This window comes from Pedobacter sp. JY14-1 (assembly GCF_029269825.1).
Taxonomy (GTDB): domain Bacteria; phylum Bacteroidota; class Bacteroidia; order Sphingobacteriales; family Sphingobacteriaceae; genus Pedobacter.
In genome coordinates this window covers 166,614-190,626 of sequence record NZ_JARJHU010000002.1, presented here as the reverse complement: position 1 = coordinate 190,626, position 24,013 = coordinate 166,614, and the positions used below count along the sequence as shown (strand labels likewise).

General features: G+C 49.3%; 18 protein-coding genes. 11 read left to right on the top strand and 7 right to left on the bottom strand.

What is annotated here, in order from left to right; translation table 11 throughout:
• Positions 1-321: 321 nt before the first annotated feature.
• A complete protein-coding gene (locus tag P2W84_RS05835) occupies positions 322-711 on the top strand; it encodes a DUF202 domain-containing protein (RefSeq protein ID WP_276089181.1) in 390 nt (129 codons plus the stop codon).
• Between the two features lie 18 nt (positions 712-729).
• On the opposite strand, the gene P2W84_RS05830 is transcribed toward P2W84_RS05835, so the two are convergent.
• Both P2W84_RS05830 and P2W84_RS05825 read right to left on the bottom strand, forming a co-directional pair.
• A complete protein-coding gene (locus tag P2W84_RS05830) occupies positions 730-1,542 on the bottom strand; it encodes a hypothetical protein (RefSeq protein ID WP_276089180.1) in 813 nt (270 codons plus the stop codon).
• Between the two features lie 65 nt (positions 1,543-1,607).
• On the bottom strand, positions 1,608-2,216 hold the full coding sequence (locus tag P2W84_RS05825) for a DUF4142 domain-containing protein (RefSeq protein ID WP_276089179.1): 609 nt from the start codon (positions 2,214-2,216) through the stop codon (positions 1,608-1,610).
• A 79-nt stretch (positions 2,217-2,295) separates the two neighbouring features.
• On the opposite strand from P2W84_RS05825, the gene P2W84_RS05820 reads away from it, so the two are divergent.
• Positions 2,296-3,339: a YafY family protein gene (locus P2W84_RS05820; RefSeq protein ID WP_276089178.1), complete on the top strand. Its 1,044-nt coding sequence runs from the start codon at positions 2,296-2,298 to the stop codon at positions 3,337-3,339.
• Here the strand turns inward: P2W84_RS05820 and P2W84_RS05815 are convergent.
• Positions 3,291-3,785 (bottom strand): DinB family protein, encoded by a 495-nt coding sequence (locus P2W84_RS05815; protein ID WP_276089177.1) that lies wholly within the window; start codon positions 3,783-3,785, stop codon positions 3,291-3,293. The genes P2W84_RS05820 and P2W84_RS05815 overlap by 49 nt on opposite strands.
• Positions 3,786-3,955: 170 nt before the next feature.
• Here P2W84_RS05815 and P2W84_RS05810 point away from each other — a divergent pair, with 170 nt between their 5' ends.
• Positions 3,956-4,654 carry a DUF421 domain-containing protein gene (locus P2W84_RS05810; protein ID WP_276089176.1) on the top strand — a complete coding sequence of 233 codons (699 nt, stop codon included), beginning with the start codon at positions 3,956-3,958 and terminating at the stop codon, positions 4,652-4,654.
• A 15-nt stretch (positions 4,655-4,669) separates the two neighbouring features.
• Here P2W84_RS05810 and ccsA read toward each other — a convergent pair whose 3' ends face one another.
• Complete coding sequence (gene ccsA, locus P2W84_RS05805; RefSeq protein WP_276089175.1) at positions 4,670-7,930, bottom strand: cytochrome c biogenesis protein CcsA; 3,261 nt, start codon at positions 7,928-7,930, stop codon at positions 4,670-4,672.
• Between the two features lie 167 nt (positions 7,931-8,097).
• On the opposite strand from ccsA, the gene P2W84_RS05800 reads away from it, so the two are divergent.
• The 6 genes from P2W84_RS05800 to P2W84_RS05775 all read left to right on the top strand — a co-directional run bounded on the left by P2W84_RS05800 (position 8,098) and on the right by P2W84_RS05775 (position 17,669).
• On the top strand, positions 8,098-9,558 hold the full coding sequence (locus P2W84_RS05800) for a GDSL-type esterase/lipase family protein (RefSeq protein ID WP_276089174.1): 1,461 nt from the start codon (positions 8,098-8,100) through the stop codon (positions 9,556-9,558).
• 390 nt (positions 9,559-9,948) lie between these two features.
• Positions 9,949-10,629, top strand: a complete 681-nt coding sequence (locus P2W84_RS05795) for a response regulator transcription factor (protein ID WP_276089173.1) — start codon at positions 9,949-9,951, stop codon at positions 10,627-10,629.
• Between the two features lie 25 nt (positions 10,630-10,654).
• A complete protein-coding gene (locus P2W84_RS05790) occupies positions 10,655-12,019 on the top strand; it encodes an ATP-binding protein (protein ID WP_276089172.1) in 1,365 nt (454 codons plus the stop codon).
• Positions 12,020-12,126: 107 nt separating this feature from the next.
• Positions 12,127-13,419 (top strand): TolC family protein, encoded by a 1,293-nt coding sequence (locus P2W84_RS05785; RefSeq protein ID WP_276089171.1) that lies wholly within the window; start codon positions 12,127-12,129, stop codon positions 13,417-13,419.
• Between the two features lie 9 nt (positions 13,420-13,428).
• Complete coding sequence (locus tag P2W84_RS05780) at positions 13,429-14,532, top strand: efflux RND transporter periplasmic adaptor subunit (RefSeq protein WP_276089170.1); 1,104 nt, start codon at positions 13,429-13,431, stop codon at positions 14,530-14,532.
• Positions 14,529-17,669: a CusA/CzcA family heavy metal efflux RND transporter gene (locus P2W84_RS05775; RefSeq protein WP_276089169.1), complete on the top strand. Its 3,141-nt coding sequence runs from the start codon at positions 14,529-14,531 to the stop codon at positions 17,667-17,669. The genes P2W84_RS05780 and P2W84_RS05775 overlap by 4 nt, the downstream gene beginning before the upstream one ends.
• On the opposite strand, the gene P2W84_RS05770 is transcribed toward P2W84_RS05775, so the two are convergent.
• Positions 17,663-19,102, bottom strand: a complete 1,440-nt coding sequence (locus P2W84_RS05770; protein ID WP_276089168.1) for an alpha-L-fucosidase — start codon at positions 19,100-19,102, stop codon at positions 17,663-17,665. The two genes, P2W84_RS05775 and P2W84_RS05770, sit on opposite strands and share 7 nt — an antisense overlap.
• 27 nt (positions 19,103-19,129) lie before the next feature.
• Positions 19,130-19,600 (bottom strand): hypothetical protein, encoded by a 471-nt coding sequence (locus P2W84_RS05765; RefSeq protein WP_276089167.1) that lies wholly within the window; start codon positions 19,598-19,600, stop codon positions 19,130-19,132.
• A 94-nt stretch (positions 19,601-19,694) separates the two neighbouring features.
• On the opposite strand from P2W84_RS05765, the gene ychF reads away from it, so the two are divergent.
• On the top strand, positions 19,695-20,789 hold the full coding sequence (gene ychF, locus P2W84_RS05760) for a redox-regulated ATPase YchF (RefSeq protein ID WP_276089166.1): 1,095 nt from the start codon (positions 19,695-19,697) through the stop codon (positions 20,787-20,789).
• A 1-nt stretch (position 20,790) separates the two neighbouring features.
• On the opposite strand, the gene mgtE is transcribed toward ychF, so the two are convergent.
• Positions 20,791-22,164 (bottom strand): magnesium transporter, encoded by a 1,374-nt coding sequence (gene mgtE, locus P2W84_RS05755; protein WP_276089165.1) that lies wholly within the window; start codon positions 22,162-22,164, stop codon positions 20,791-20,793.
• Positions 22,165-22,360: 196 nt separating this feature from the next.
• Here mgtE and P2W84_RS05750 point away from each other — a divergent pair, with 196 nt between their 5' ends.
• The gene (locus P2W84_RS05750) at positions 22,361-24,013 is read left to right on the top strand and encodes a glycosyltransferase family 39 protein (RefSeq protein WP_276089164.1); all 1,653 of its coding nucleotides are present in this window, start codon (positions 22,361-22,363) and stop codon (positions 24,011-24,013) included.

Genomic DNA, 24,013 nt, shown 5'->3' with positions numbered 1-24,013 from the left:
TAGATTAAAATAGAAAACGGCATCATCCAATGCCGTTTTCAAATACTAAAACTAATTAAACTATACGTCCAGGATACTCCTGCATTAGCCGTGCCAGCCTCAATTTTAATTAGAAAGACCTAAAAAAGTCAATAGACGCGCTTTTGCAGTTAAAAAAAAATGATCAGTTTTTGCGGAATGTCCGCTTACGAACAACCGTGTCCGGAAACGGGCAGCTTACGGCCAAGTAGGTATATGGAAAGATGAGGACCCATTCCAAAAAACATTGCTTAGGAAACAGGGAATGTTAACTTAGCGACGAAAATCGTTTATCTACTGAAAATGCAAGATCAACTCATTACTCCTTCCAGAGCCACGCCGAATGACCACATGGCCAATGAACGCACTTTTCTTGCCTGGATCAGGACCAGTATCGGGATCATGGGATTCGGCTTTGTAGTGGTCAAATTCTCTTTGTTTACAAGGGAACTGGCCTCGGCGGTCACAACCGGGCAGGTCAGCCATACGCCTGGCGCGTCAAGAATCGTCGGAATTCTGCTCGTAGTGGTGGGTGCATTGATCCTGCTGCTCTCTTACCTGCGGTACGAAAAAATCAAAAAACAACTTGAGCAAGGTCTTTATTACCATTCCTCGGCTTTTAACCGTCTCATTACAGGTATACTGATCCTGGTGAGCATCCTGCTGATCATTTATCTGATGCAGACGAGGTAGTTTGATGTAAGCGTTAAACTACTTATTATAGTCAAAAACACGGAAACTTTCCGCGGAAACGCTGGATCTTGAAGGCTTGCCATCTGCATTATACTCGTATTGATAGCCTGTTACAGTGGAACTTCCGCCTGGAGAGGGTGTGATTGTCTCTTTTACGACATTATTCGGACTGAAATAGACACTGAACTTCAGCGGATCAGTCAGCTTTACCAGTGGATTGACTTTGTCATCGTATACGTACTGCCGGATTTCCGTATTCTGTGCCTGGTTATTCCGGTAGGTCTGTATTTCGGCCTTCACCACATTGCCCCTGGCGTCTGCATCAAACTTAGTTAACTGATAAAGCACGTAATCTCCTGCCGAACGGACAATCTCAGTACGCAGTTCTTTCAAAACTCCGCCCGAATAGGAAAACACATAATTAAAAGCAGAGCGTTCCAGCGAATACGGGTCAACGTCAAATTCCCGGATACTGGATAACATCCCATTAGTATAATAAAAATGCCTGACTACTGCCGGCGAAAGCCCCTCTGCATAACTCCTTTTCAGAACAGTGGAGGTGATCTTTCCACCAGCATAATCAAAATCAGTCTCGTTCTGGACCTTCGTCTTGTTAAAGCTCTGTTCTTTTTCCAGCGTTCCGTCCTGAGCATAGCTGTAAGCTGTCCAGAATTCCTTTTCACCGTTTACAAGAATGGTTTTGAGCTTTCCGGCCAGCGGCCCCGGGCTATCGGTCCCTTCCGGCTTAACAGTGGTCTTATCGTGTTTACAGGACTGCAGCACGAGAAATGATACGGCGAGGCACTTCAAGAGTACATGGATGGTTTTCATTCGGTTTATTGGTTTGGTAGCGCAATTTAACTTTTTAACACATTAAAAAGAAGCGCTTGCCCATCCTAAAGCCTGCCGAAGATCTCCTTTGCCATTTTCTCGTGTTCCTGAAGGACAGGCAGGGTTTTAGCCGCAAAATCCTTGATCTTGTTGTTGTTCAACGCAGCCGCCTCGCGGAACATATTGACCGTCTTGCCATGGTCCTTGACCATCATCTCCATATAACTGCGGTCAAAGTTAGCGCCCTTCCTATTACCCATCGCCTCCATATGCTGACGGACGTCGGCCGGAAGTTCAGTGGGTAGCAGTATGCCGTATTCAGTGGAAAGCTGTTCCAGTTCCTTGCCTGCCTTGGTATGGTCATCGATCATCCGCTGCGCAAATTTCTTTACGTCAGCGTTAGCGGCACTTTGAAGTGCCTTCTCGCCGAGCATGATCTCGATTTTGGAACCCGCTGCCGCCGACTTCATGAACAGTGCAACATCATCGTCGGTATTGCTTTCAAATTCTTCGTTCCTGTTGTCAGCTTTCTGTGCGCGGCTTGCCGAATCCGCACGGTCGCCAAGATCAGTAGAGTCTGCAATACGGTCTGCGCGGCTGTCTGCACTTCCGCAGGAAGCAAGGATGCCCACGGCAAAAACGGCTGCCAGCAGGGCTGAAAATTTGTATTTCATAACAGTAGGTTTTTTACTGTCTAACAACATTGCCCCCGGTAAGTTTAAACTCTCTATATTTGATCAAAGACAAAGACCAATGGACGACTCACCCAAACGCTTCGACAGAATTGTCGCGATACTGATCCAGCTGCAATCTAAAAAAGTGGTCAGGGCACAGGACCTGGCCGAAAGGTTTGAAGTGAGTTCAAGGACCATTTACAGGGACATCAGGACGCTCGAAGCATCCGGGGTGCCTATATACGGAGAAGCAGGCAGTGGATACTCGCTCATGGACGGATACCGCCTGCCCCCGGTGATGTTCACACGGGAAGAAGCAGGTAGTTTCATTGCAGCTGAAAAGCTGATGCAAAAGTTTACGGACCGGGAAATGGGCAGGCACTACGCGTCCGCTGCCTACAAGTTAAAGGCGGTACTGAAAAATGCCGACAAGGACTGGCTTTCGGGTATCGAATCCAATGTACTGATGCAGCCCGCCGACAGGATGTTCAACGAAAATGCACCCAATGCCCTGGCTATGTTATTCAAGTGTGTGGCGGAAAAGACGCAGGCCATATTGCATTACCAGGCAATTGAAGCTGAAGTGCCACTGACCAGGACAATAGAACCCGTAGGCATATTCCATGACCACAACAACTGGTATACCTTCGCCTATTGTCACCTGCGAAAGGATTACCGGCAGTTCCGCACGGACCGGATCCTGGAGATCAGGCAGACTGAACAGCCTTTTTCCTTAACGCACGAACCCCTGGAAAACTACCTGAAAAATGATAAGGAAAAGTACCCTACCACAAGGGTAAGGATACTGGTCGACAAGAAAATCGCCAAACACCTGGACTATGAGAAAAAGTTTCACGGTTTTGTTTCCCAGCAAATGATCGGGAACCAGATCGAGATGACTTTTCTCAGTCAGAACGTGCAGAACGGTTTTGCACGCTGGTACCTGATGTTTGGCGATCATGCGAAGATCCTGGAGCCTGAAAGCCTCAAAACAGACATACTGGAATTGATGGAGAAGATGAAGTCCAGGTTATCCATGAACCATTCAGAAGCCAGAGAAAGGCTGAATCCTGCTTATCTCTCCCAAAAAAAGGGCGGCTCGATCCCTAAGGCCCTCAGGTAAACATAACCCTGTCCGCGGTGGTGGATCTCATTGTCGATCAGGTACAGGATATTCTGGATCACCGGGAAATTGTACGCCCCGAACAGGTTGAACGTCTCACTGAAATTTTCCGTGCTCAGCTGTCCCCAGTATTTGTTGATATCCTCAGTGGCCCGGTCCCATTTTTCCAGGTACTGCGCCTTGGTGGTCAGTTCCTCGCTGTTCTCCTGGTAAGGCTCCTCCTGGCGCTCCACGATGCCTTTCATCGCCGGCGCGCCCATGGCCAGGAACTCTGAGGTCAGGGCAGAGAAAGGTCGCATTCCGCCGATGGAGAATTCAAAAAATTCCTTTTCAGGAAATGCCTCGATCACTTTCCTGGTCAGGCTGCGGTGTCCCTGCCAGTGTTTCAAAAGGTCTTCCTTGCTGATTACCTGTGCTGTGCTTTGTGCAATTTCTGATGTGTTCATAGTCTTTATTTTTTTGTTACACCACAAAGTAAATACGCGCCGGTGACAACAGTTTGTCAGCAGCTTTCAGGCCATTTGAAAAAAATACTTTTTACGACCTGAAGTTAACGTATAGACAGACCAGGTGAACAAATGCCCGTTGACGCTGTTTTTACTTAAAAACGGCTAAAATGACCCTGATGAAAATTGACTGGACCAATTTCCTGTTCGGTGAGGAACACTGGAGCTTTCTCCTGGAAATCGTACTGCGCACCATCCTGATGTATTTTATCATCCTGATCGGGCTCCGTTTGCTTGGCAAGCGGGGAGTGCGGCAGCTTTCCGTATTTGAGCTCGTGGTGATCATCAGCCTGGGTTCCGCTGCGGGTGACCCTATGTTTTATAAAGAAATAGGCCTGCTTACCCCTATTGTCATATTTGCGGTTATTGTCGGAGCCTACCGGCTTACTACTTACCTGATGGCCAAAAGCAGCACATTTGACGACCTGGTAGAAGGGAAATGCGCATACGTCATCGTAGATGGCGAATTTTCCATAGAAAACTTCAAAAAAGAAGACCTCGCATTTGACGAGTTTTTTTCTGAACTACGCCAGCAAAGCGTCTCTCACTTAGGGCAGATCAGGCTGGCCATATTGGAAACATCCGGTAATGTCAGTATATTCTTCTATGACGACAAGGACGTAAAACCAGGGCTTCCCATTCTGCCGCATCTTTTCGACCAGCGCTGCAAACAGATTACAGGCGAGAACGACTACGCCTGCTCTTTTTGCGGAAGGGTGCAGAAGATCGCGCCCTGCAAGGAGCATACCTGTACCAAATGCGGGCACAAAAAATGGGTAAAAGCGATCGATGAAACCAGGGCCCGCTGAATGGACCACTGGTAACTAGACCTTCCTCTTGTATCGGCGATAAGATACTACCGCCAGCACAAATACTATCGATACGGTGATGTAAACCCACGACGGTATCGGCACCGGGTCACCCTGGGCGTAGGAATGCAGGCCGGTGAGGTAATAGTTGACCCCAAAATACGTCATGATGATCGTCGAGAAACTGACCAGTGACAAAAGATTGAACAGGTATTTACCTTTCATTTTAGGGATCAGCCGCACATGCAGTACGAAGGCATACACGATAACGGAAATAAAGGCCCAGGTTTCCTTAGGGTCCCAGCTCCAGTAACGGCCCCAGCTTTCATTGGCCCATATCCCCCCCAGAAAAGTTCCGACGGTAAGGAGGAACAGGCCCACGGTAAGCGACATCTCGTTGACAATGGTCAGCTCGGTAACAGAAGACTTCACCTTTGCCGAGATCTTTTTGTGATCTATGATGTATAAGATCAGCACGACCGTACCCATCAGTGCGCTCAGTCCGAAGAAACCATAGCTTGAGGTAATGATCGCCACGTGGATCATCAGCCAGTAAGACTTCAGTACCGGTACCAGCGGGGTGATCTGCGGGTTCATCTGCGAGCCGCCATGAGCAAAGCCCATCAGGATCACGGCGATCAGACAGCCCGCCGCAGGAATGAAGGCATTGCTGTTCCTGTACATCAGCATGCCAGATAATACACCGATCCAGCTGATGAAAAGTACGGCCTCATATCCATTGCTCCAGGGTTCGTGTCCTGAAATATACCAGCGTACCCCCAGTCCGAGTGCCTGAAAGGCAGCCGCGATACCGATCAGTACCAAAGTTACGTTTACGATCCGGTTCAGCACCTTACCCTGCCTGAACAACCGGACAAATCCCAAAGCAAGTATAACGGTCCCCAGGACTGCGTAAGCGATCATCAGTTTCAGGAAGATGTTCCAGGAATTGTACCTGACCTCCCACTCAATCTTAGCCGCAGAAGGCACAACATCTTTACTATGTTTCAACTGCAGGCCCTTGATGTGATTCAGCTTGGCATCTACGTCCTGCCAGTTACCCGATTCTTCTGCCTTGATCACACTTGAAAAATACAGCGCCACAGGATTAGTCATCTCAGCTCCGTCTATCGGATTAAATGGCATGGCTACCCATTGGTTATTCTTATCTCCTGCAAGTGGCAGAACACGCAAATACTGGCCTTCTAAAAGTTGCTGCATTGCGTAGAGCTTATCATTGAGGTCAAGTACGAACTTGTCATAGTTGCTCTGGTCCGCCGGTTTCTTTGCAAAAGCCTTCTGATAATCCTCAGCCAGAACGAACTGTGCAGAACCATCCGGACTGAGATCCAGGAGATTAACCATTGTGGTATTCCCATGCTCGTCTGCCTTTAGTTTCCTGAGAATCTCCTCACCGCCCTTACTGCCTATTTTTATCAGCGGCACGTTGACCCACTTGTAGGGGTTGGTAGAAACAGACAGTAAGAATTGATTGGCATCCAGTGTGTAAAAGCGTTCCTTGCCATACACTTTTCTCAGTATTTCCAGCGCGAGTGTATTTACCGGCTCTATCCTGCCGTCGATATTTTGTACCAGCAACCGGCCAAACTGCGCCGCGTGGTCAGGATCAATCCTGATCTTCTCCGCGAATGAACCGGCATCAACGGCTTTTAAGGCAAGCACCTGCTGCATTGCCCCACCATCGCTATGCCCCTGCTCTGGCATCGCAGCATGATCATGACCGGAATGGTCATGGCCTGCGTGGTCCTGCCCGTCGGTGCCGTGCATGTCAATTTTCTGACTGTAAGCCGAACCTCCTCCCAGGGACAGAGATAACATCAGCAGCAATACTTTAGTTGTTTTAGACAGGGCCTTTAGCTGTTCATTCAGTTTTGAAAAGTGTGTCCCCTTCCAGAACAGGGTAACGAACATGCCCAGGAAGAGAAAAGTATACCCGATATAGGTGATATTTGTTCCCCAGGCATCATGGTTCACGGAAAGTATCGTACCCTTTTCATCCGGATGAAAGCTGGACTGAAAAAAGCGGTATCCCGAATGGTCGAGAACATGGTTCATATATATTTTGTATGGGGTTTCCTTACCCTTGTCCTGAATCATCACATCCGAAGAATAGGAAGACGGACTATCGCTTCCCGGGTATTTTTCCATCTTAAAATCTACAAGTTTGAGGGCAAAAGGAGCTTTATAAATTTTAGACCCGTAAGCCAGGGAAATCCTCAGGTCGCCCACCTGCGACTGGTGCTGGAAATTAGTGAGTCCGCGCCCGCCATAAAAGGAAACCGTATCAGCCGCATTGCTGGTTTTAATGGCTACCCGAATCAGGTCCGGATCGTTTTCGTGTTTTTTCTTGTCGCCTTCAAAGTGTATAAGTCTTCCCCGCGCCGGGAGCTCGGGCACTACAAATGCAAGTGTACCGAAAGTATACAGGCTCCTGATGTTAAAGTCCTGCAGTCCCTGGCTACCGGGTACAGGCTTTTGTTCCTGCGTCGCCATGATCATATAGCTGCCGTCAAACGGTGAAGAGATCTGCAGCCTTCCATCTTTGTCCGTAATGTTAATTGCCCCCTGAGTCTCTTTATTAAAGCTGAATAACAGGTTCTGGATCAGTTGCACATCACCGGAGGGTATGTACTTATTCACACGCTGTCCGTTTTCCAGCACCACCAGGTGCAAAGTCGATACGCCTGAGGACTCCTTTACCAGTGAATCCTGTGCCCGTGAATAAAAATCAATGACTTTTAACTTTACCCTTTCACCCCGGAAATCATACTCCTCTTCAAAATCCTTCTTAAAAGGTTTCAGGTAAAACGGAACCCGGTTGGAAAGCAGGGTAACGGGTACATCATTATAGGCAAGCGCATCGTCGCCTTTCCCGATCTGTACTTTAAAGAAGGTTTTGTCTGAGATGATATCTTCACTCGATTCATTTTCCCTGATCGACATGGAGCCCTCGAAACTGATATACCGGGTGATCGCACCACCAATGAAAATGACCACAAAGGCCAGGTGAAAAACCAGCAGCGGCAGCTTTTTTAGTTGATAAAGACGGTATCGGGCAATATTGCCGATAAAGTTCAGCACCAGGATGACCATGATCGCCTCGAACCACCAGCATTCGTAAATCAGTGCCTTTGCAACAGGCGTCTTATAGTCATTTTCCACAAATGTGCCCATAGCCATGGAAAACGCATATAAAATCAACAGGAATCCCATTGTACGGGTAGAGAACAGTATAGAGCCTGGCTTTTTAATCATATCTGGTTTGGTCAGCTTTTGTGTATTTCGGGGGCAAAGTTACATTTCCACGCCTCTTAAACAGCCTTTTTCGCAGAAGATCTGTCACTTATGCCATAGAAATGACATATACGACTGTTGGCAGATTGAGAATTTGATAGTACCTTAAGGCTAAATAGAATGATCGAATGCGCATTTTCTGTATTTCACTGATCACCTTCCTGTGCAGTCTCTGCTTCCAGGCAGATGCCGTTGTCAGGATCACCTGTATCGGGGCAAGCATTACCTACGGCCATGGCATTCCCGACCGTGAAAAGCAGTCTTTTTCCGGTCAGCTTCAGCAGCTGCTGGGCAGTGGCTACCTGGTAAAGAATTTTGGTGTGAGCGGAACTACGATGCTGTCCAAAGGAGATTATCCGTACATCAGCACCCCGCAATACCAGCAGGCATTGAAAAGCAATCCCGATATTGTGTTTATAGACCTGGGCGGAAACGATGCAAAGCTCGTGAACAGAGGGCATCTTGCCGACTACGAGTCCGATTATAAAAACATGATCAGTGCCTTCCGGGCATTACCAAGCCATCCGCGGGTCATCATCATGCTGCCTGTAGTCTCCTTTGTAAAGGACAGTACCGGCATCTGGGACCCGGTTATCTGCAAGCAGATCATCCCAAAAGCGAGAAAAGTGGCCTACGATACAGGACTGGAAGTACTCGACATGCACCCGCTGCTGATCGACCAGCCCGAAAGGGTACCAGACCTCATCCATCCGGATGTAAAAGGCTCAGCCGTACTTGCCAGGAGGCTCTATGAAACGGTACTGCTATACAGGGACGGTCAACACTTTGACTTGTTCAGTCGTCTGGCTGAAGTTAAAAGCATCCCCGGATTAGACCTTGTTTCATCAGCAAACGCAGTGGAATCCTTTTACGGCTTCCACTGTCTGACCTTTAAACTCAGCGGCAGGGAGTGCAGAATTGTAAAGCCCAAAATTTCTGCAGCAGGTCATCCCTATGTTTGGCGCGCCCGCTTCTGGGGACATGAACCCCAGGCCGATATCGCGCTGCTTGAGCGTGGCTATCACATTGTATATTGCGATGCGTCAGAGCTATTCGGCAACCCGGAAGCCATCAGTTTGTGGAATAATTTTTACAAACTACTCAGAAAAGCAGGGCTAGGCAAAAAGGCAGCTATGGAAGGGATGAGCAGAGGTGCAGTATATGCCTACAACTGGGCCGCAGCCAATCCTGGTAAAATAGCCTGTGTATATGTAGACAATCCTGTACTGGACCTGAAGACCTGGCCCGGCAGTCCGGAAAGTGCAAAGCAATATCCTGACGAGCATCAGCAGTTCCTTAAAGATTATGGATTGAAGGAAGGATTTGATCCGGATTCATTCAAAGGCAGTCCTATCGATAAAATTGCGGAGATTGTAAAGGGTGGCTACCCAAACCTGATCCTCTGCGCAGATGCAGATGAAGCGGTATCACCTGAAACGAACACATTACTGTTTGAAAAGAAAGTTATAGCTGCAGGAGGAAAGATCACCGTATTTCACAAGCCGGGGGCAAAGCACCATCCGCATAGTTTGCCCAATCCAAAAATCATTGTTGATTTTATTACAGGTTCGGTATCACGGCACCCCTGAAAAAAAGAAAAGGGAGTTCCATCCGGACCCTACCCTTTCTAACCAAATATAAACCTGTATGAACGGTTTTATCTTTATATCTTATTTATCAGTCAGACCGTTAGCACGCGGCCCTCAGATTGACAAATCAGTTATTGTCTTATTAACGGTACAAATATAAGAATTATTATATCATAGTGTATTTTATACACATATCATTTTAACATTATTTAACAATGAACATGGCAAAGAGCCGCCCGGCCTCCGGGTATCACCTATGCGATTCACAAAAAGAAAACTTACTTTTACGGCTGGCACAGTGTGGTTTACAACAGAGCGGCATGGTAAAGGAAAGACTGCATCAGGCAGCATCATACCAGAAGCCAAAAACTAAATCCGTAAGAAAATAATATGTATAAAATAGGATTGGCGGAGGATGACAACAGGATAGCCAGCCTGATTAAGAGTGGCCTGGAAGAGAACGGCTATGAGGTAACTGCAGTTGGTAACGGACAGGAAGCCTTTTCCGAATTCCTGAAAACCGGATATGATCTGCTCATACTGGATGTGATGATGCCTGGAATGAACGGCCTGAAGATCTGCAGGCAGCTGAGAAAAGAAAATGCAGATGTTCCCGTGCTCTTACTTACCGCCCTTGGTGCGGTTGACGATAAGGTTGGCGGCTTTAATGCGGGTGCAGACGATTACCTCGTCAAACCCTTTCATTTTCGCGAACTGCTGGTAAGGTTGGAGGCCCTGCTCAGGCGCAGCCGCAACGGCCAGGGTCAGTCATTACTCACCTTTGCCGATATGACCATGGATACAGCAGGCAAAACGGTAACCAGAAATGGCGTCCCGATATCCCTGACAGCACGCGAATACATTCTCCTGGAACTGTTTATGAAAAACCCCAACCGTGTATTATCCAGGCAATATATTGCCGAAAACGCCTGGGACATTAACTTCGATACCGGCACGAATGTAATCGATGTCTATGTCAACTTCCTTCGGAAAAAGATCGAAAAAGATCAGGGCAGGCGCCTGATCCATACCCGGATCGGGATGGGATACGTGCTGAGGGAAGAAAACTGAGCACGATAGCTGAAGCAAACAGACCATGAAGATCAAAGACCGGCTTGCCTTGTATTTTACACTCATCAGTACCCTGGTGCTGATCAGCGTGCTGGTTTCCGTTTATTTTGTATTTATCAGGTTCATGCAGGCCGATTTCTTTTCCAGGTTAACGGACCGGACTATGGTAACTGCAAAACTTTATCTGGAGGCCGACGAGATCTCTCTGGATTCGCTGAACCGGGTAAGGGAAAGGTATCTGGAAAAACTCAGCGGGGAGGTGATCCGGATTTATAACGCGCAGAACAAGCCTGCTTTCATTGAAGATGCCCAGCAATATTGGCCAAAGCAGACCATAGAGAGGGTACGCAGGGAAAAACGGGTCCGGTTCAGGGAAGGCAATGCACAGGTGGTGGGCATCTATTATAAAGACAATCAGGGAGACTTTGTCATCCTGGCCTCAGCTATTGACTATGGTACCATGCGCCGGGTAGAGAAACTCTGGAAGATCATGACCGTGATCTTCCTGGTCATTTTCATAGGACTGTTGCTTTCTGCACGCTGGATCGCGCAACGCATATTGCGCCCGCTGGACGATTTCATCGGACAGGTCAAACGCATCAAGTCAGGCAACCTCAATTACCGTGTGGAAGAAGGGCGGAACCAAGACGAAATCACGCTCCTGGCGCGCAATTTCAACAACCTGATGGCGGAACTTGAGCATGCCTTTGTGCTTCAGAAAACATTTGTGGCCAATGCCTCACATGAACTGCGCACCCCGATAACCGGCATGATCATAGGGGCTGAGCTTTCGCTCGCCCAGGAACGCAGTTCCGAAGAGTACCGGAAGGCATTGCAGGCAATGCTGGAAGACGCGGGCAGGCTTGAAGAGATCATCACCAGTCTGCTGGCCCTGGCACAGGCTGATCTCGAATATGGCGATCCCAGGCAGGAAAACCTGAGATTAGATGAGCTGATCTGGGAACTTCAGCAGGAATGGGCCCAGAAGGACCCCCGCTGTCAATTACTGGTAAAAATGGACAACCTGCCTGAAGAAGAAAGTCTGCTGACCATAGCCTGCAATCCCGTATTGATGAAAATTGCACTGAACAACGTCATCGGTAACGCATTCAAGTTCTCAGATAACCAGCCTGTAACCATACTGCTTAATGCTGAAAACAGTGAAATTTCCCTGAGCATTTCAGATACTGGTCCCGGTATCGCCCCCACAGACCTCTCACATATTTTTGAACCTTATTATACGGTTTCTTCATATCCAGGGCATACCGGAAAAGGTATGGGCCTTTATATGGCCAACAAAATCGTAACCTTATATCGCGGCAGCATCAGCGCAACCCCCGGAGAAGGGGGCAAAGGCTCCTGCTTCCACCTGTCTTTTCCAAACCATTGACCGTCTGCAGGCTGTTTACAGTGGGTACAGCCAATTTTAACCCGGTTTTAATTTCGCTTTAATTGGCTTTTAATGCCCTCAGGATAGGTTTGCCTAAAATTTCCAAGATGACCGGCACCAACAGACCGACACTTATCCTGACGCTGACAGGCATATGCCTATGCCTGATTACTGCGCCTTTTCAGGTAAATGCACAGGATACCTTAAAGCTAAGCCTTCCCCAGGCCGAACAGTTGTTTGTCCGGAACAACTACCAGCTGATTGCGCAGCAATACCAGGTTGAACAGGCAAAGGCGGAGATGATCACGGCGAAACTTTTCGACAACCCGGAGCTCAGCTACGAAAACGTCCTTTATAATCCTGATACCCGGAAATTCCTGCAAACAGACAGGATGAACGGCCAGTTCCAGGCATCCCTGTCTCAAATGATCCGGCTTGCGGGAAAACGCAACAAGAACATACAACTGGCCGGACTGGGTGTAAAAATGGCTTCCTATGCTTACTATGACCTGATGCGCACGCTGAAGTTTACCATGTCTTCTGCTTACAGCAAAGCTTATTACGACCAGCAGTCTGCACAGTTGTATGCCCGGCAGATCTCTTCCCTGCAAACCTTGCTGGGCGCCAACGAACAGCAGCTGAAACTGGGGAATGTCGCGGCAAAAGAAGTACTGCGGATAAAGTCGTTGCTCTATACACTGCAGGTCGAGTACAGCAGCCTTCAGAATGAAATTGAGGACGGGCTTACCCAGATCCGTTTGATGACAGGCATTAAGCCAGAGACCCCGATTGTTTTACAGCCCGGGGAAATGGAAGAGGAAAGGCCGTCGGCCAACCTGCTGCTCTATGCCAGTTTGCTGGATACTGCCCGCAGCAACCGGGCCGATCTGCAACTGGCGCGTACCGGTGTGGCCTACGCGGAAAAGAATCTTTCCCTGCAAAAGGCAAATGCGGTACCGGACATTGAGCTTTCACTGGCTTATGATCTTCAGGGCAGCTATATCCGGCACTATAACGGCATCGGCATTAAGTTGCCCCTGCCTTTGTTCAACCGCAACCAGGGTGAGATCAAAAAGGCCCGCATTGCGGTAGATGCAGGAAGCACCCTATTGAAACAACAGGAGAACGAACTGGAAAACGAAGTACACAATAGCTTTCTTGCCGTACTGCGTACAGAACAACTTTACCAGGGCATAGACAAGAACTTCAGCGCAGATTTTGACCGCCTGATCGGAGAGGTGGTGCGCAATTTCAGAAAACGGAACATCAGCCTGATCGAGTTCCTGGACTTCTACGATTCCTACAAGAACAATACACTGCAGTTGAACAAACTGCGCTACGAACGCATGAATGCCCGGCAGGAAATCAATTTCGTGACCGGAACTGCAATATTCAAATAACACGCAAAGATGACCCGCAACATGTACCCTCTTTCCAGAATCATCGGCCTGCTGGCCGTCGTAACAGCTTTATTGCTGCCTGGCTGCTCAGGAAAGCAGCAGGAAACACCCAAGGACGACAAATTTATCGTAACCGATTCACTGGTCAGCAAACTGCAGACAGATACCGTGAAGGGTGCCGGTAACCGGGCAGAACTGAACCTGTCTGCAAAGATCACCCCTAATGAAGAGAAGACCGTAAACATCTACCCGATGGTGAGCGGGGTGGTACAGAGCGTACCGGCCAAGCGGGGCGACAAGGTAAGTAAAGGGCAGCTGCTGGCCACGATGACCAGCGGCGACATGGCCGGGTTTGACAAGGAAGTGATCAGTTCTTCTGCTGAGCTAAAAAATGCGCAGCGGAACCTCCAACTGGCCAAAGATATGTACGATAGCGGGCTGGCCTCGGCACGTGATCTGGAACAGGCCAGAAATGACCTGATGATAAAAGAAGCAGAAGATAAACGGACCCGGGCGGTGCTGAGCCTCAACGGTGGCAGTAAAAACGGGGTCTATTCCATCCGGTCGCCACTTTCCGGGTTCATCATTGACAAAAACATCAGCGACCACATGCAGGTGCGCCCCGACAATACCCAAAACCTGTTTACGGTAACAGACCTTTCGACGGTATGGGCGCTGATCAACGTCTATGAATCAGACATTGCGAAGATCAGCGAGGGGGACGAGGTAGACATTTCTATTCTTTCCTATCCCGACCGCCCGTTCAGGGGCCGGATCAGCAAGATCTATAATGTACTGGATGCAGACAGCAAGGTCATGAATGCCCGCGTGGTGATTGACAATCCCGAATCCCTGCTGAAACCAGGTATGATGGCTTCAGTAAGGGTAGCTGCGAAGAACAGGGAGAGCCTGCCGGTAGTGAGCAGCGATTGCCTGATCTTCGACAGCAACCGGTATTACGTCGTGATGTTGGATCCGGTAAAGAAGCTGCGCATACAGGAAGTAAAGCTGGGCCGCAAGTTTGAAGACAAGGCCTATATCGCCCGGGGACTGAAGCCCGGGGACCGGGTAGTAAAATCGAGGCAATTATTTCTTTACGATAGCTTAAAATGAACAAATTCATTAAATCTGTCATCAGCTTTGCGCTGAAAAACAAATACTTTATCTTCTTTGCCACCTTCATCCTCGTGCTGTGGGGCTATATCAGCTTCAGGCATACGACGATAGAGGCTTTCCCGGACGTCACCAACACGAACGTCACTATCATTACGCAATGGCCGGGGCGGAGCGCAGAGGAAGTAGAAAAGTTTGTGACCCGTCCGCTGGAGATCGCCATGAACCCCACCGAGAAAAGGACGAGTATACGGTCTTCTTCGCTGTTCGGGCTTTCCATCGTAAAGATCACTTTTGAAGACCAGGTCGATTACCAGTTTGCAAGGGTGCAGATCAACAATCACCTGGACGATGCCGACCTGCCCGCAGGGGTGAAACCCGAGGTGCAGCCACCTTATGGCCCGACGGGTGAAATTTTCAGGTACTCGCTCAAGAGCGACCAGAAAACAGTGCGCGAACTCAAGACACTGCAGGACTGGGTAGTACAACGGGAGCTGCTGTCCGTACCCGGTGTTGCCGATGTAGTGAGTTTCGGCGGCGAGGTAAAGACTTACCAGATCACTGTAGACCCGCAGAAGTCGCTGCAATATGGCGTAACTGCGACAGAGCTGTTCGACGCGGTAGCTAAAAGCAATATCAACGTAGGCGGCGATGTGATCGAACAAAGCGGACAGGCTTATGTCGTAAGAGGCATCGGTGTCCTGAACGGAATCGATGACATCAGGAACATCATCGTAGACAACTTTAACGGCACTCCGGTTTATGTAAAGACCATTGCCGAGGTGACTGAATCTGCACTTCCCCGCCTGGGCCAGGTGGGCAGGGACCTTGACCCTGATGTAGTGGAAGGCATCGTCGTGATGCGCAAAGGTGAAAACCCCAGCGAAGTCATTGCCAATCTGAAGAACAAGATCAACGAGATCAATACCCGTATCCTGCCCGGCGATGTCAAGATCAGCCCTTTTTATGACCGGGAAAGCCTCGTCAACTTCGCTACGCACACGGTCATGAAGAACATGTTTGAGGGCATCCTGTTCGTTACCCTGATCGTGCTGCTGTTCATGGCCGACTGGCGCACGACGCTGATCGTATCGCTCATTATCCCGCTGGCACTGTTGTTTGCGTTCATCTGCCTTAAACTGAAGGGAATGTCAGCAAACCTGCTGTCGATGGGTGCAATAGACTTTGGAATCATCATAGACGGGGCCGTGGTCATGGTAGAGGGAATATTCGTTGCACTGGATTACCAGTCGCATAAGAAAGGTGCAGACAAGTTCAACCAGATGAGCAAGCTGGGCATAATCAGGAAAGCCTGTATGGAGAACGGCAAGGGGATCTTTTTCGCCAAGCTCATCATTATTACCGGACTGATGCCGATCTTCACCTTTGAGAAAGTAGAGGGAAAAATGTTCTCGCCCCTGGCCTGGACGCTTAGCTTTGCATTACTGGGGGCTTTGCTGCTGACCTTCACGCTGGTACCTGCCATGGCGAGTGTGCTGCTGAAGAAAAACGTCAAGGAAAAACACAACATTTTCCTGGAAGCGTTGACCAAAGGTGTCATGAAGATATATAATGCTTGCTTCAAGGCAAGGAGGGCAGTATTTGCCGGGGCGATGGTCATGCTTGCCCTCGGGCTCTTTGCGTTTAAATTCCTGGGCACCGAGTTCCTGCCCTCGCTGGATGAAGGCTCCATTTATGTACGTGCCAGCGCACCATTGAGTGTCTCACTGAACGAGACCAGGAAGCTGTCCAATGAGATCCGTAAGATCTTCCTGAGCTTTGACGAAGTAAAGCAGGTCATGTCGCAGACCGGAAGGCCCAATGACGGTACGGACGCGACCGGGTTCTATAATATGGAGTTTCTGGTAGACATATATCCCAAAACAGAATGGAAACGCAAACAAAGCAAGGTGCAGCTGGTAGAACGGATGCAGGACAAGCTGAAGGGATTTCCGGGCATCAGCCTCAACTTTTCCCAACCCATTTCAGATAACGTTGAAGAAGCCGTTTCTGGTGTTAAAGGCTCTATTGTGGTCAAGATGTTTGGAAATGACTATGCTTACATCGAACGGGAAGAAGAAAAGATCTTTGATCTCCTGAAGACCGTACCTGGTATTGAAGACCTGGGGATTTTACGGAACCTTGGACAGCCGGAACTGCAGATCAACCTGGATGAACGGAAGATGGCTTTATACGGTGTGCGTACGGAAGATGCCAATTCGGTGATCGAAATGGCGATAGGCGGTAAATCGGCCACCCAGATCTACGAAGGAGAAAAGAAATTTGACCTGCGGATCCGTTACCCGGAAGATTTCAGGAAAGACGAGGCCTCCATCGGGGCGCTGCGCATCCCTACCCTTTCGGGTGCAAAAGTCCCGCTGAATGAAATATCAACCATCAGAAAAGTCACCGGCCCAAGCATCATTTATCGCGACCGCCACGAACGTTACGGGGCCATTAAATTTTCTATCCGGGGAAGGGATATGGGCAGCGTCATCGCAGAGGCACAGGAAAAGGTCAATGCCAGGATCAAACTGCCAAAAGGCTATCGGCTGGAATGGGCCGGTGATTTTGAAAATCAGCAAAGGGCAACCAGCCGGCTGGCACAGGCAGTACCGGTAAGCCTGCTGCTGATCTTCTTTATCCTGTTTGTGCTGTTTGGCAATTTCCGGGACTCCCTGCTGGTGCTGAACAATGTGCCCTTTGCCATGATCGGCGGCATCCTGGCACTGCTGTTCACAGGCATCAACTTCAACATTTCGGCAGGTATCGGGTTCATCGCCCTGTTTGGCATCTGTGTACAGAATGGGGTGATCCTGATCACCAGATTCAAGAGCAATATCGCCGAACTGAAGCACCGTACAGACTGGACCTTTGCAGATTCCGTAAGAGACGGCGTTGCGGCCAGGATGCGGCCAGTGATCATGACCGCGATGATGGCAGCCATCGGGTTAATGCCTGCAGCACTTTCTACAGGCATAGGTTCAGAAGCATCCAAGCCCCTGGCCGTGGTCGTTATCGGCGGACTGCTGACCAATACCCTGTTCAACCTGTTCGTCTATCCGATCGTCTTCTACTGGGCTTACCAGAGAAAGGTGAAGCACCTTTGGCTCAACAGGATCATAGAGGGTCACTGAGCAGGCATATCGGGTGCTTTGTAAACACCGATCTCCGAGAGCAGCGGTGCAGCCTTGGCCCCTTCGATCACGATCCTGATCTTACTGCCGGTAACGGCCGGAAAGGTCAGGATCCTTTTATGTCCTATGGTCGTGTAACTGCCCAGCGGCTGAAAGGCATTTCCGTCCCAGTATTCCGCTTTGAATGAACGCACGCGCTGACCGAGTTGAATATATTCCTGGAGAAAAATGCGGTTAAAGCTGACCGGCTTTCCAAGGTCCAGCGTAAGTGTGATTTTCTCTTCCTTTCCTGCAGCGGCCCAGAAAGTCTCCACACGGCCATCAGTCAGTCTTTGCGCTTGGTGCGCATTGTCCAGCGTTGTACTCGCCGTTACCTTACTGCCCTTTGCCAGGTTTGTCTTATAGGTAGCGTCAAGATAGCGGCGCAGTTCCATCAGTCGGGTAGAGTCGTTCGGATGGATCAGTCCTTCCCGGTCAACGGGTACATTGAGCAATAGGTTCGCATTCCGGCCCACCGAAGTATTATAGATAGACTCCAGCTGCTGCAGCGTCTTCACCTTGCTATCTGTAGAGGCGCTGTAAAACCAGCCCGGCCTGATGGAAACGTCTACCTCGGCCGGTATCCAGTACTTGCCGTCCTCATTTCCTGTGTTCAGTACCTTTGCTGGCGGCGCATCTGCCCCTACACCAAAACCGTCCGTATCCAGCCTGGCCCAGTTGGTCTCACCGGCAACACCACTTTCATTGCCCATCCAGCGGATGTCCGGACCAATGTCACTGAAGATCACCGCCTGTGGATTGTGCTTACGCACCACTTTGTAAAACTTTGGAAAATCATAATCCTGTTTCTTTTCCCCTTCTCCCTTGGCACCGTCAAACCATTGCTCGAAGATAGGGCCATAGTTGCTGTGTACCTCTTCCAGTGTTTTGGCGAAGATATCATTGTATTCCGGGGTGCCATAAGACGGATGGTTGCGGTCCCATGGGGAGAGATATACTCCGAATTTCAATCCGTATTCCTTGCAGGCAGCAGACAGCTCCTTCAGCACATCACCTTTTCCGTTTTTCCAGTTGCTTTCCCTTACCGTATGCGTGCTGTATTTACTGGGGAACAGGCAAAACCCGTCATGATGCTTGGCGGTAATGATAATGGCCTTCATTCCTGCAGCCTTTGCCGTCCTGGCCCACTGACGGGCGTCCAGCTTCGTCGGGTTAAAGACCTTAGGGTCTTCGTCACCATGCCCCCATTCCTTATCGGTAAAGGTGTTCGGACCGAAATGGATGAACATGTAGTACTCCATCTGCTGCCAGTCATACTGGTACTTATTAGGTACCGGTCCAAACGGCTTGAGTACTTCGTTTGCAGACTGGGCAAACCCCGCTCCGGAGCACAGCCCCATCAGGGCCATTGCAACAAGATACTTTCTCTTCATCTGTCAGGTGGATATTTGGTTAAAGGATCAGGAAGTCAGCGAAGCGCCAACACCCATGGTAATGCTGGCGATAATGATCAGCGCGTACAGGCCGAGCACCACAATCGTCAGCACGCCCCAGAATTTAAAGAACGACTTCATCTTTGCCATCGCCGCGGTAAACTCATCCTGTTCTGCGTAAAACACCGCGTTTCTGGCTTTGTTGCTGTAATTAAAAAGCAGCAGACTGGGGTAAAAATAAATGAATGCGGCAATCAGTAAAATAAACATCATCGGCCCGGCCCCTATCTTCGCATAAGGATTGTTGGCTTCTCCCATCACCTGGCTCATTGCTGAAATGATCCCCTGAGCACCCAATGCAGTCAGTGCGGTAAAAGCCGAGACGACAAAACCTACGATAGCCAGCAGACGAGTCCATTTGGTCGTTTCATAAATATAACTGCGGACCTCTTCGGTAACGGTAAGCTGAGGGTTTTCATTCTGATCTGTGTGTTCCATATCCGGTTATTGTCTTTAAGCTTTAGACAAGGCTAAACATAAGAATATTTTTAAAAATTTGATACCTTTGCGGGCTAATTCAAAAAAACAATTCATGGCATTACAATGCGGTATCGTGGGCTTGCCCAATGTTGGAAAGTCAACCCTGTTCAACTGTTTGTCCAATGCGAAGGCACAGGCAGCTAATTTTCCTTTTTGTACGATCGAACCTAACGTAGGCGTAATTACAGTGCCTGACGACAGGCTGACCAAACTGGAAGAACTGGTGAAGCCCCAGCGGGTAGTGCCCAATACCATAGAGATCGTGGACATTGCCGGTCTGGTAAAAGGCGCCTCAAACGGAGAAGGACTGGGCAACCAGTTCCTGGGCAATATCCGGGCCACCAATGCGATCATCCATGTGCTGCGCTGTTTCGATGACGGAAACGTAATCCACGTAGACGGTTCGGTAGACCCGATCCGCGATAAGGAGATCATTGATACCGAGCTGCAGCTGAAAGACCTGGACACCGTGGTCAAACGCATCCAGAAAGTTGAAAAGATGGCGAAGAATGATAAGGATGCCAAAAAGGTATTCGATGTGCTCAGCGTGATCAAGTCCCATCTGGAAAGCGGGAAATCGGTAAGAACAGCTCCTGTCAGTGCCGAAGATTTTGAAGTGATACAGGATCTTGGCCTGCTTACCCAAAAACCAGTAATGTATGTCTGCAACGTAGACGAGGGCTCGGCAACCACCGGAAATGCCTATGTGGAAAAGGTAAAAGAGGCCGTAAAGGATGAAAATGCAGAAGTACTGGTCATCTCCGTGAAGATCGAATCGGAGATTGCGGAACTGGAAAGCTATGAAGAGCGCCAGGAATTCCTGGCCGACCTCGGCCTCACCGAATCGGGCGTAAACAAACTCATCCGTGCCGCTTACAGACTACTGGACCTCTATACTTATTTCACCGCCGGTGTACAGGAGGTAAGGGCCTGGACCATTACCAAAGGCTTTACAGCACCACAGGCTGCCGGTGTGATCCACTCTGACTTTGAAAAGGGTTTTATCCGTGCAGAAGTGATCAAATACAATGATTTTGTAACCCTTGGTTCTGAAAACGCATGTAAGGAAGCAGGCAAGCTGGGCGTAGAAGGAAAGACTTATGTAGTGGAAGACGGAGACATCATGCACTTCCGCTTTAACGTATAACCTACAGCAACACTCCGGTCAGCAGCATTACCGCAGCTGAAAAATAAATGATCAGGGCCGTTACGTCTACAAGCGTGGCGACAAAAGGTGCAGACGACGTTGCAGGGTCTGCACCTAATTTTTTAAGCAGCAGCGGCAGCATCGATCCGGTGAGCGAGCCCCATAACACCACCCCTACCAGCGAAATTCCCACAGTAATGCCAATCAGCATCCAGTGCGGGCCGTAAATATCTGTAAACAACGTCCAGGCAAATATCCGCAGAAAGCCTATTATACCCAACACCAGCCCCAGCATCAGGCCAGAGATCAGTTCGCGCTTCATGACGCGCCACCAGTCGGCAATCGTTACTTCTCCGAGTGCCATCGCCTGTATAATGAGTGTCGAAGCCTGAGAGCCGCTGTTACCGCCGCTTGACATGATGAGCGGCATGAACATCGCCAGTATAACCGCCTTGGCGATGTCATCTTCAAAATGCTGAAGCGCCGTAGCCGTAAGCATCTCGCCAAAGAAAAGGACAACCAGCCAGCCGATGCGTTTTTTAAACAGGCCAAAAATAGGCATGTCCAGATAGGGCTCGTCCAGTGCTTCGGTACCCCCGATCTTGTGCATGTCCTCCGTATACTCTTCATTAGCGATCCAGAGAATATCATCCACGGTAACGATCCCGAGCAATACGTTACTGTCATCTACCACCGGCAAAGCCACCCGGTTGTTCATCCTGAAGACATTGATGGCCTCTTCCTGGTGGTCCTTAACATTCAGCGAGATCAGGCGCTGGTCTGTAAGCTCACCGATCTTTGCCTCGGGATCGGCAAGAAGGATCTCCCTGATCCTGATATCGTCCAGCAATATCCCGTCTTTGTCGATGACATAGACCACGTCGATCGTTTCAGAGTTTTTCCCGTAACGACGGATATGCGACAACACCCGGGTCACCGTCCAGTCCTTCTTAACGGCAATATAATCCGGCGTCATCAGCCGGCCTACACTATCTTCTTTATAGCCCAGTAGAGACAAGGCCTCTGCCCTGTCCTTGGCCGGAAGCAGGATGATCAGTTTGGCAACCGCATCGCCCTTCAGTTCTCCAAACAATGCAGTACGGTCGTCTGGGGGAAGCAGGTTAATGAGTTTGGCCAGTTTATCGCCCGGCAGCTTTTTAAGGATACGTTCCTGGGTCGGAAAATCGAGGATGCGGAATACATTGACTGCCCGCTTAACGGAAAGCGTATCTATAAACTTTATCGCATGCTGGGGAAGCTCATCGATCAGATGTTCTACATCAGAGATGTTCAGATCGTCCAGATAGATTTTCAATTGCGTGTCGTCTTCCAGCTCCAGCAGCCTTAAAACTTCCTCAACAATGACTTCTTCCATAACTCCCCCTTTTTGCGGTTACATGATACCTCTGTTTTTTTTCGGACGCAAATTGCCTTTTTATTTTCAAAAACCCGGTTTTAAAATCAATAATTTTCAAATTTTAATCTTAACAACAGGTTAACCTTATGGTTTTAAAGCAGAACTATCTTGAGCAGCGTCAAACATTTTGACGAGGTCTTTGTATCCTTAAAAAATGACTTTAACAGAGAACCGGCTCTACCTATTTCTCATTTCGGCGGTAGCGGCCATAAGCGTCCTTTCCCTTTCAGGAGAGATCATGGAACCAGATGGCGCCCTGTATGCAGGTATCGCCAAACGCATGGTACTGACCGGCGACTGGATCAATCTGTATGTGAACGGAAATGACTGGCTGGACAAGCCCCACTTTACCTTCTGGGTGACTGCACTGTCGTTTAAGTTATTCGGTATATCGGCACCTGCGTATAAGCTGCCTGCACTGCTTTTTACATTCTCCGGAGCCTGGTATACCTATCTGCTTGGCCGCAGTATCTGTAACAAGCGCATTGGTCTGGTCAGCAGCCTCATCTTTCTGACTGCGCTGCACCTGGTCATTTCCAATTTCGATGTCCGTGCAGAAGGTTACCTCTGCGCACTGATCATCGCTGCAGTCTATCATTACTACAAGGCACAGCAGGAAAGCTTCTGGCATGTCGTCGCCGGCTCGCTGTTTGCAGCAGCTGCTGTAATGACGAAAGGTATGTTCGCCGTGATACCGGTCTTCTCCGGCTTTATCATTTACTGGATACTTACCGGCCAAGCCAGGCAGTTGCTCAGGGCCAGGTGGTGGGCGGCACTTTTTATGCTGTTGCTGTTTATTGTCCCCGAACTGTATGCACTGTATACACAGTTCGACCTGCACCCCGAAAAAGTGGTCTTCGGACAAAAGGCCGTATCCGGCATCCGTTTCTTTTTCATCGACAGCCAGTTCGGAAGATTCCTGAATACCGGCCCCATCAGGGGAAAAGGCGATTTGTCGTTCTTTCTGCATACCACATTATGGGCTTTTCTTCCCTGGTCCCTGCTGCTGTGTACCGCAGTTTTTCAATTGTTCAAAAGAAGGCACCGGGAAGGCCAGCCCCAGGAGATCATTATCCTCTGGACTTCAGCAGCCGCCACCTTTCTCCTGTTCTCCTTTTCCAGGTTTCAGCTGCCGCATTATATCATCGTCCTGTTCCCCTTTTTTGCGGTCATCAACGCCATATATCTGACCAGCCTCAGGGACCGCGCACTACAGATCTTCAGCTATATTCAGAACGTCCTCTTCCTGCTGGTTATCCTGCTGCTGTGTGCCATTGCCCTGCTATCCGGCTTTAAAAACAATTACCTCACAGCAGGCATGATGATGATGGTCACCCTGCTGTCTTTTATCTATATCAAAGGGAGGAACCAGCTGATGCTGGTTGCCAGGGGCAGCCTGCTTTCTGCAGGGATCATGGTTTTCCTGTATGCCTTTTTTTATCCGGCCCTGCTCCGGTACCAGGCCGGAATGACCGCCGGACAATGGCTCCGCAACAACCACCCGAAGACAACTACTGCAATATTTTCCGACAGTAACGCCTTTGCATTTGCATTTTATGCCGGTGGCATCCCGAAATACCTGCCCGATACCCATGCACTCGACAAGTTACTCAGTAGCCGTCCCGTAAACGATAAGCTCATCATTTATACCCCTGCGTCTGCAGCCAGCCTGCTGAAGGAAAAATACGGTGCGCAGGTACTTAAAAGCTTTGACCATTACCGCATTACCAGGCTCAAGGGAAAATTCCTCAACGCTAAGACCAGGCCCGCCACCCTGGAAAAATACCTGCTGCTGCAGCTGAATTAA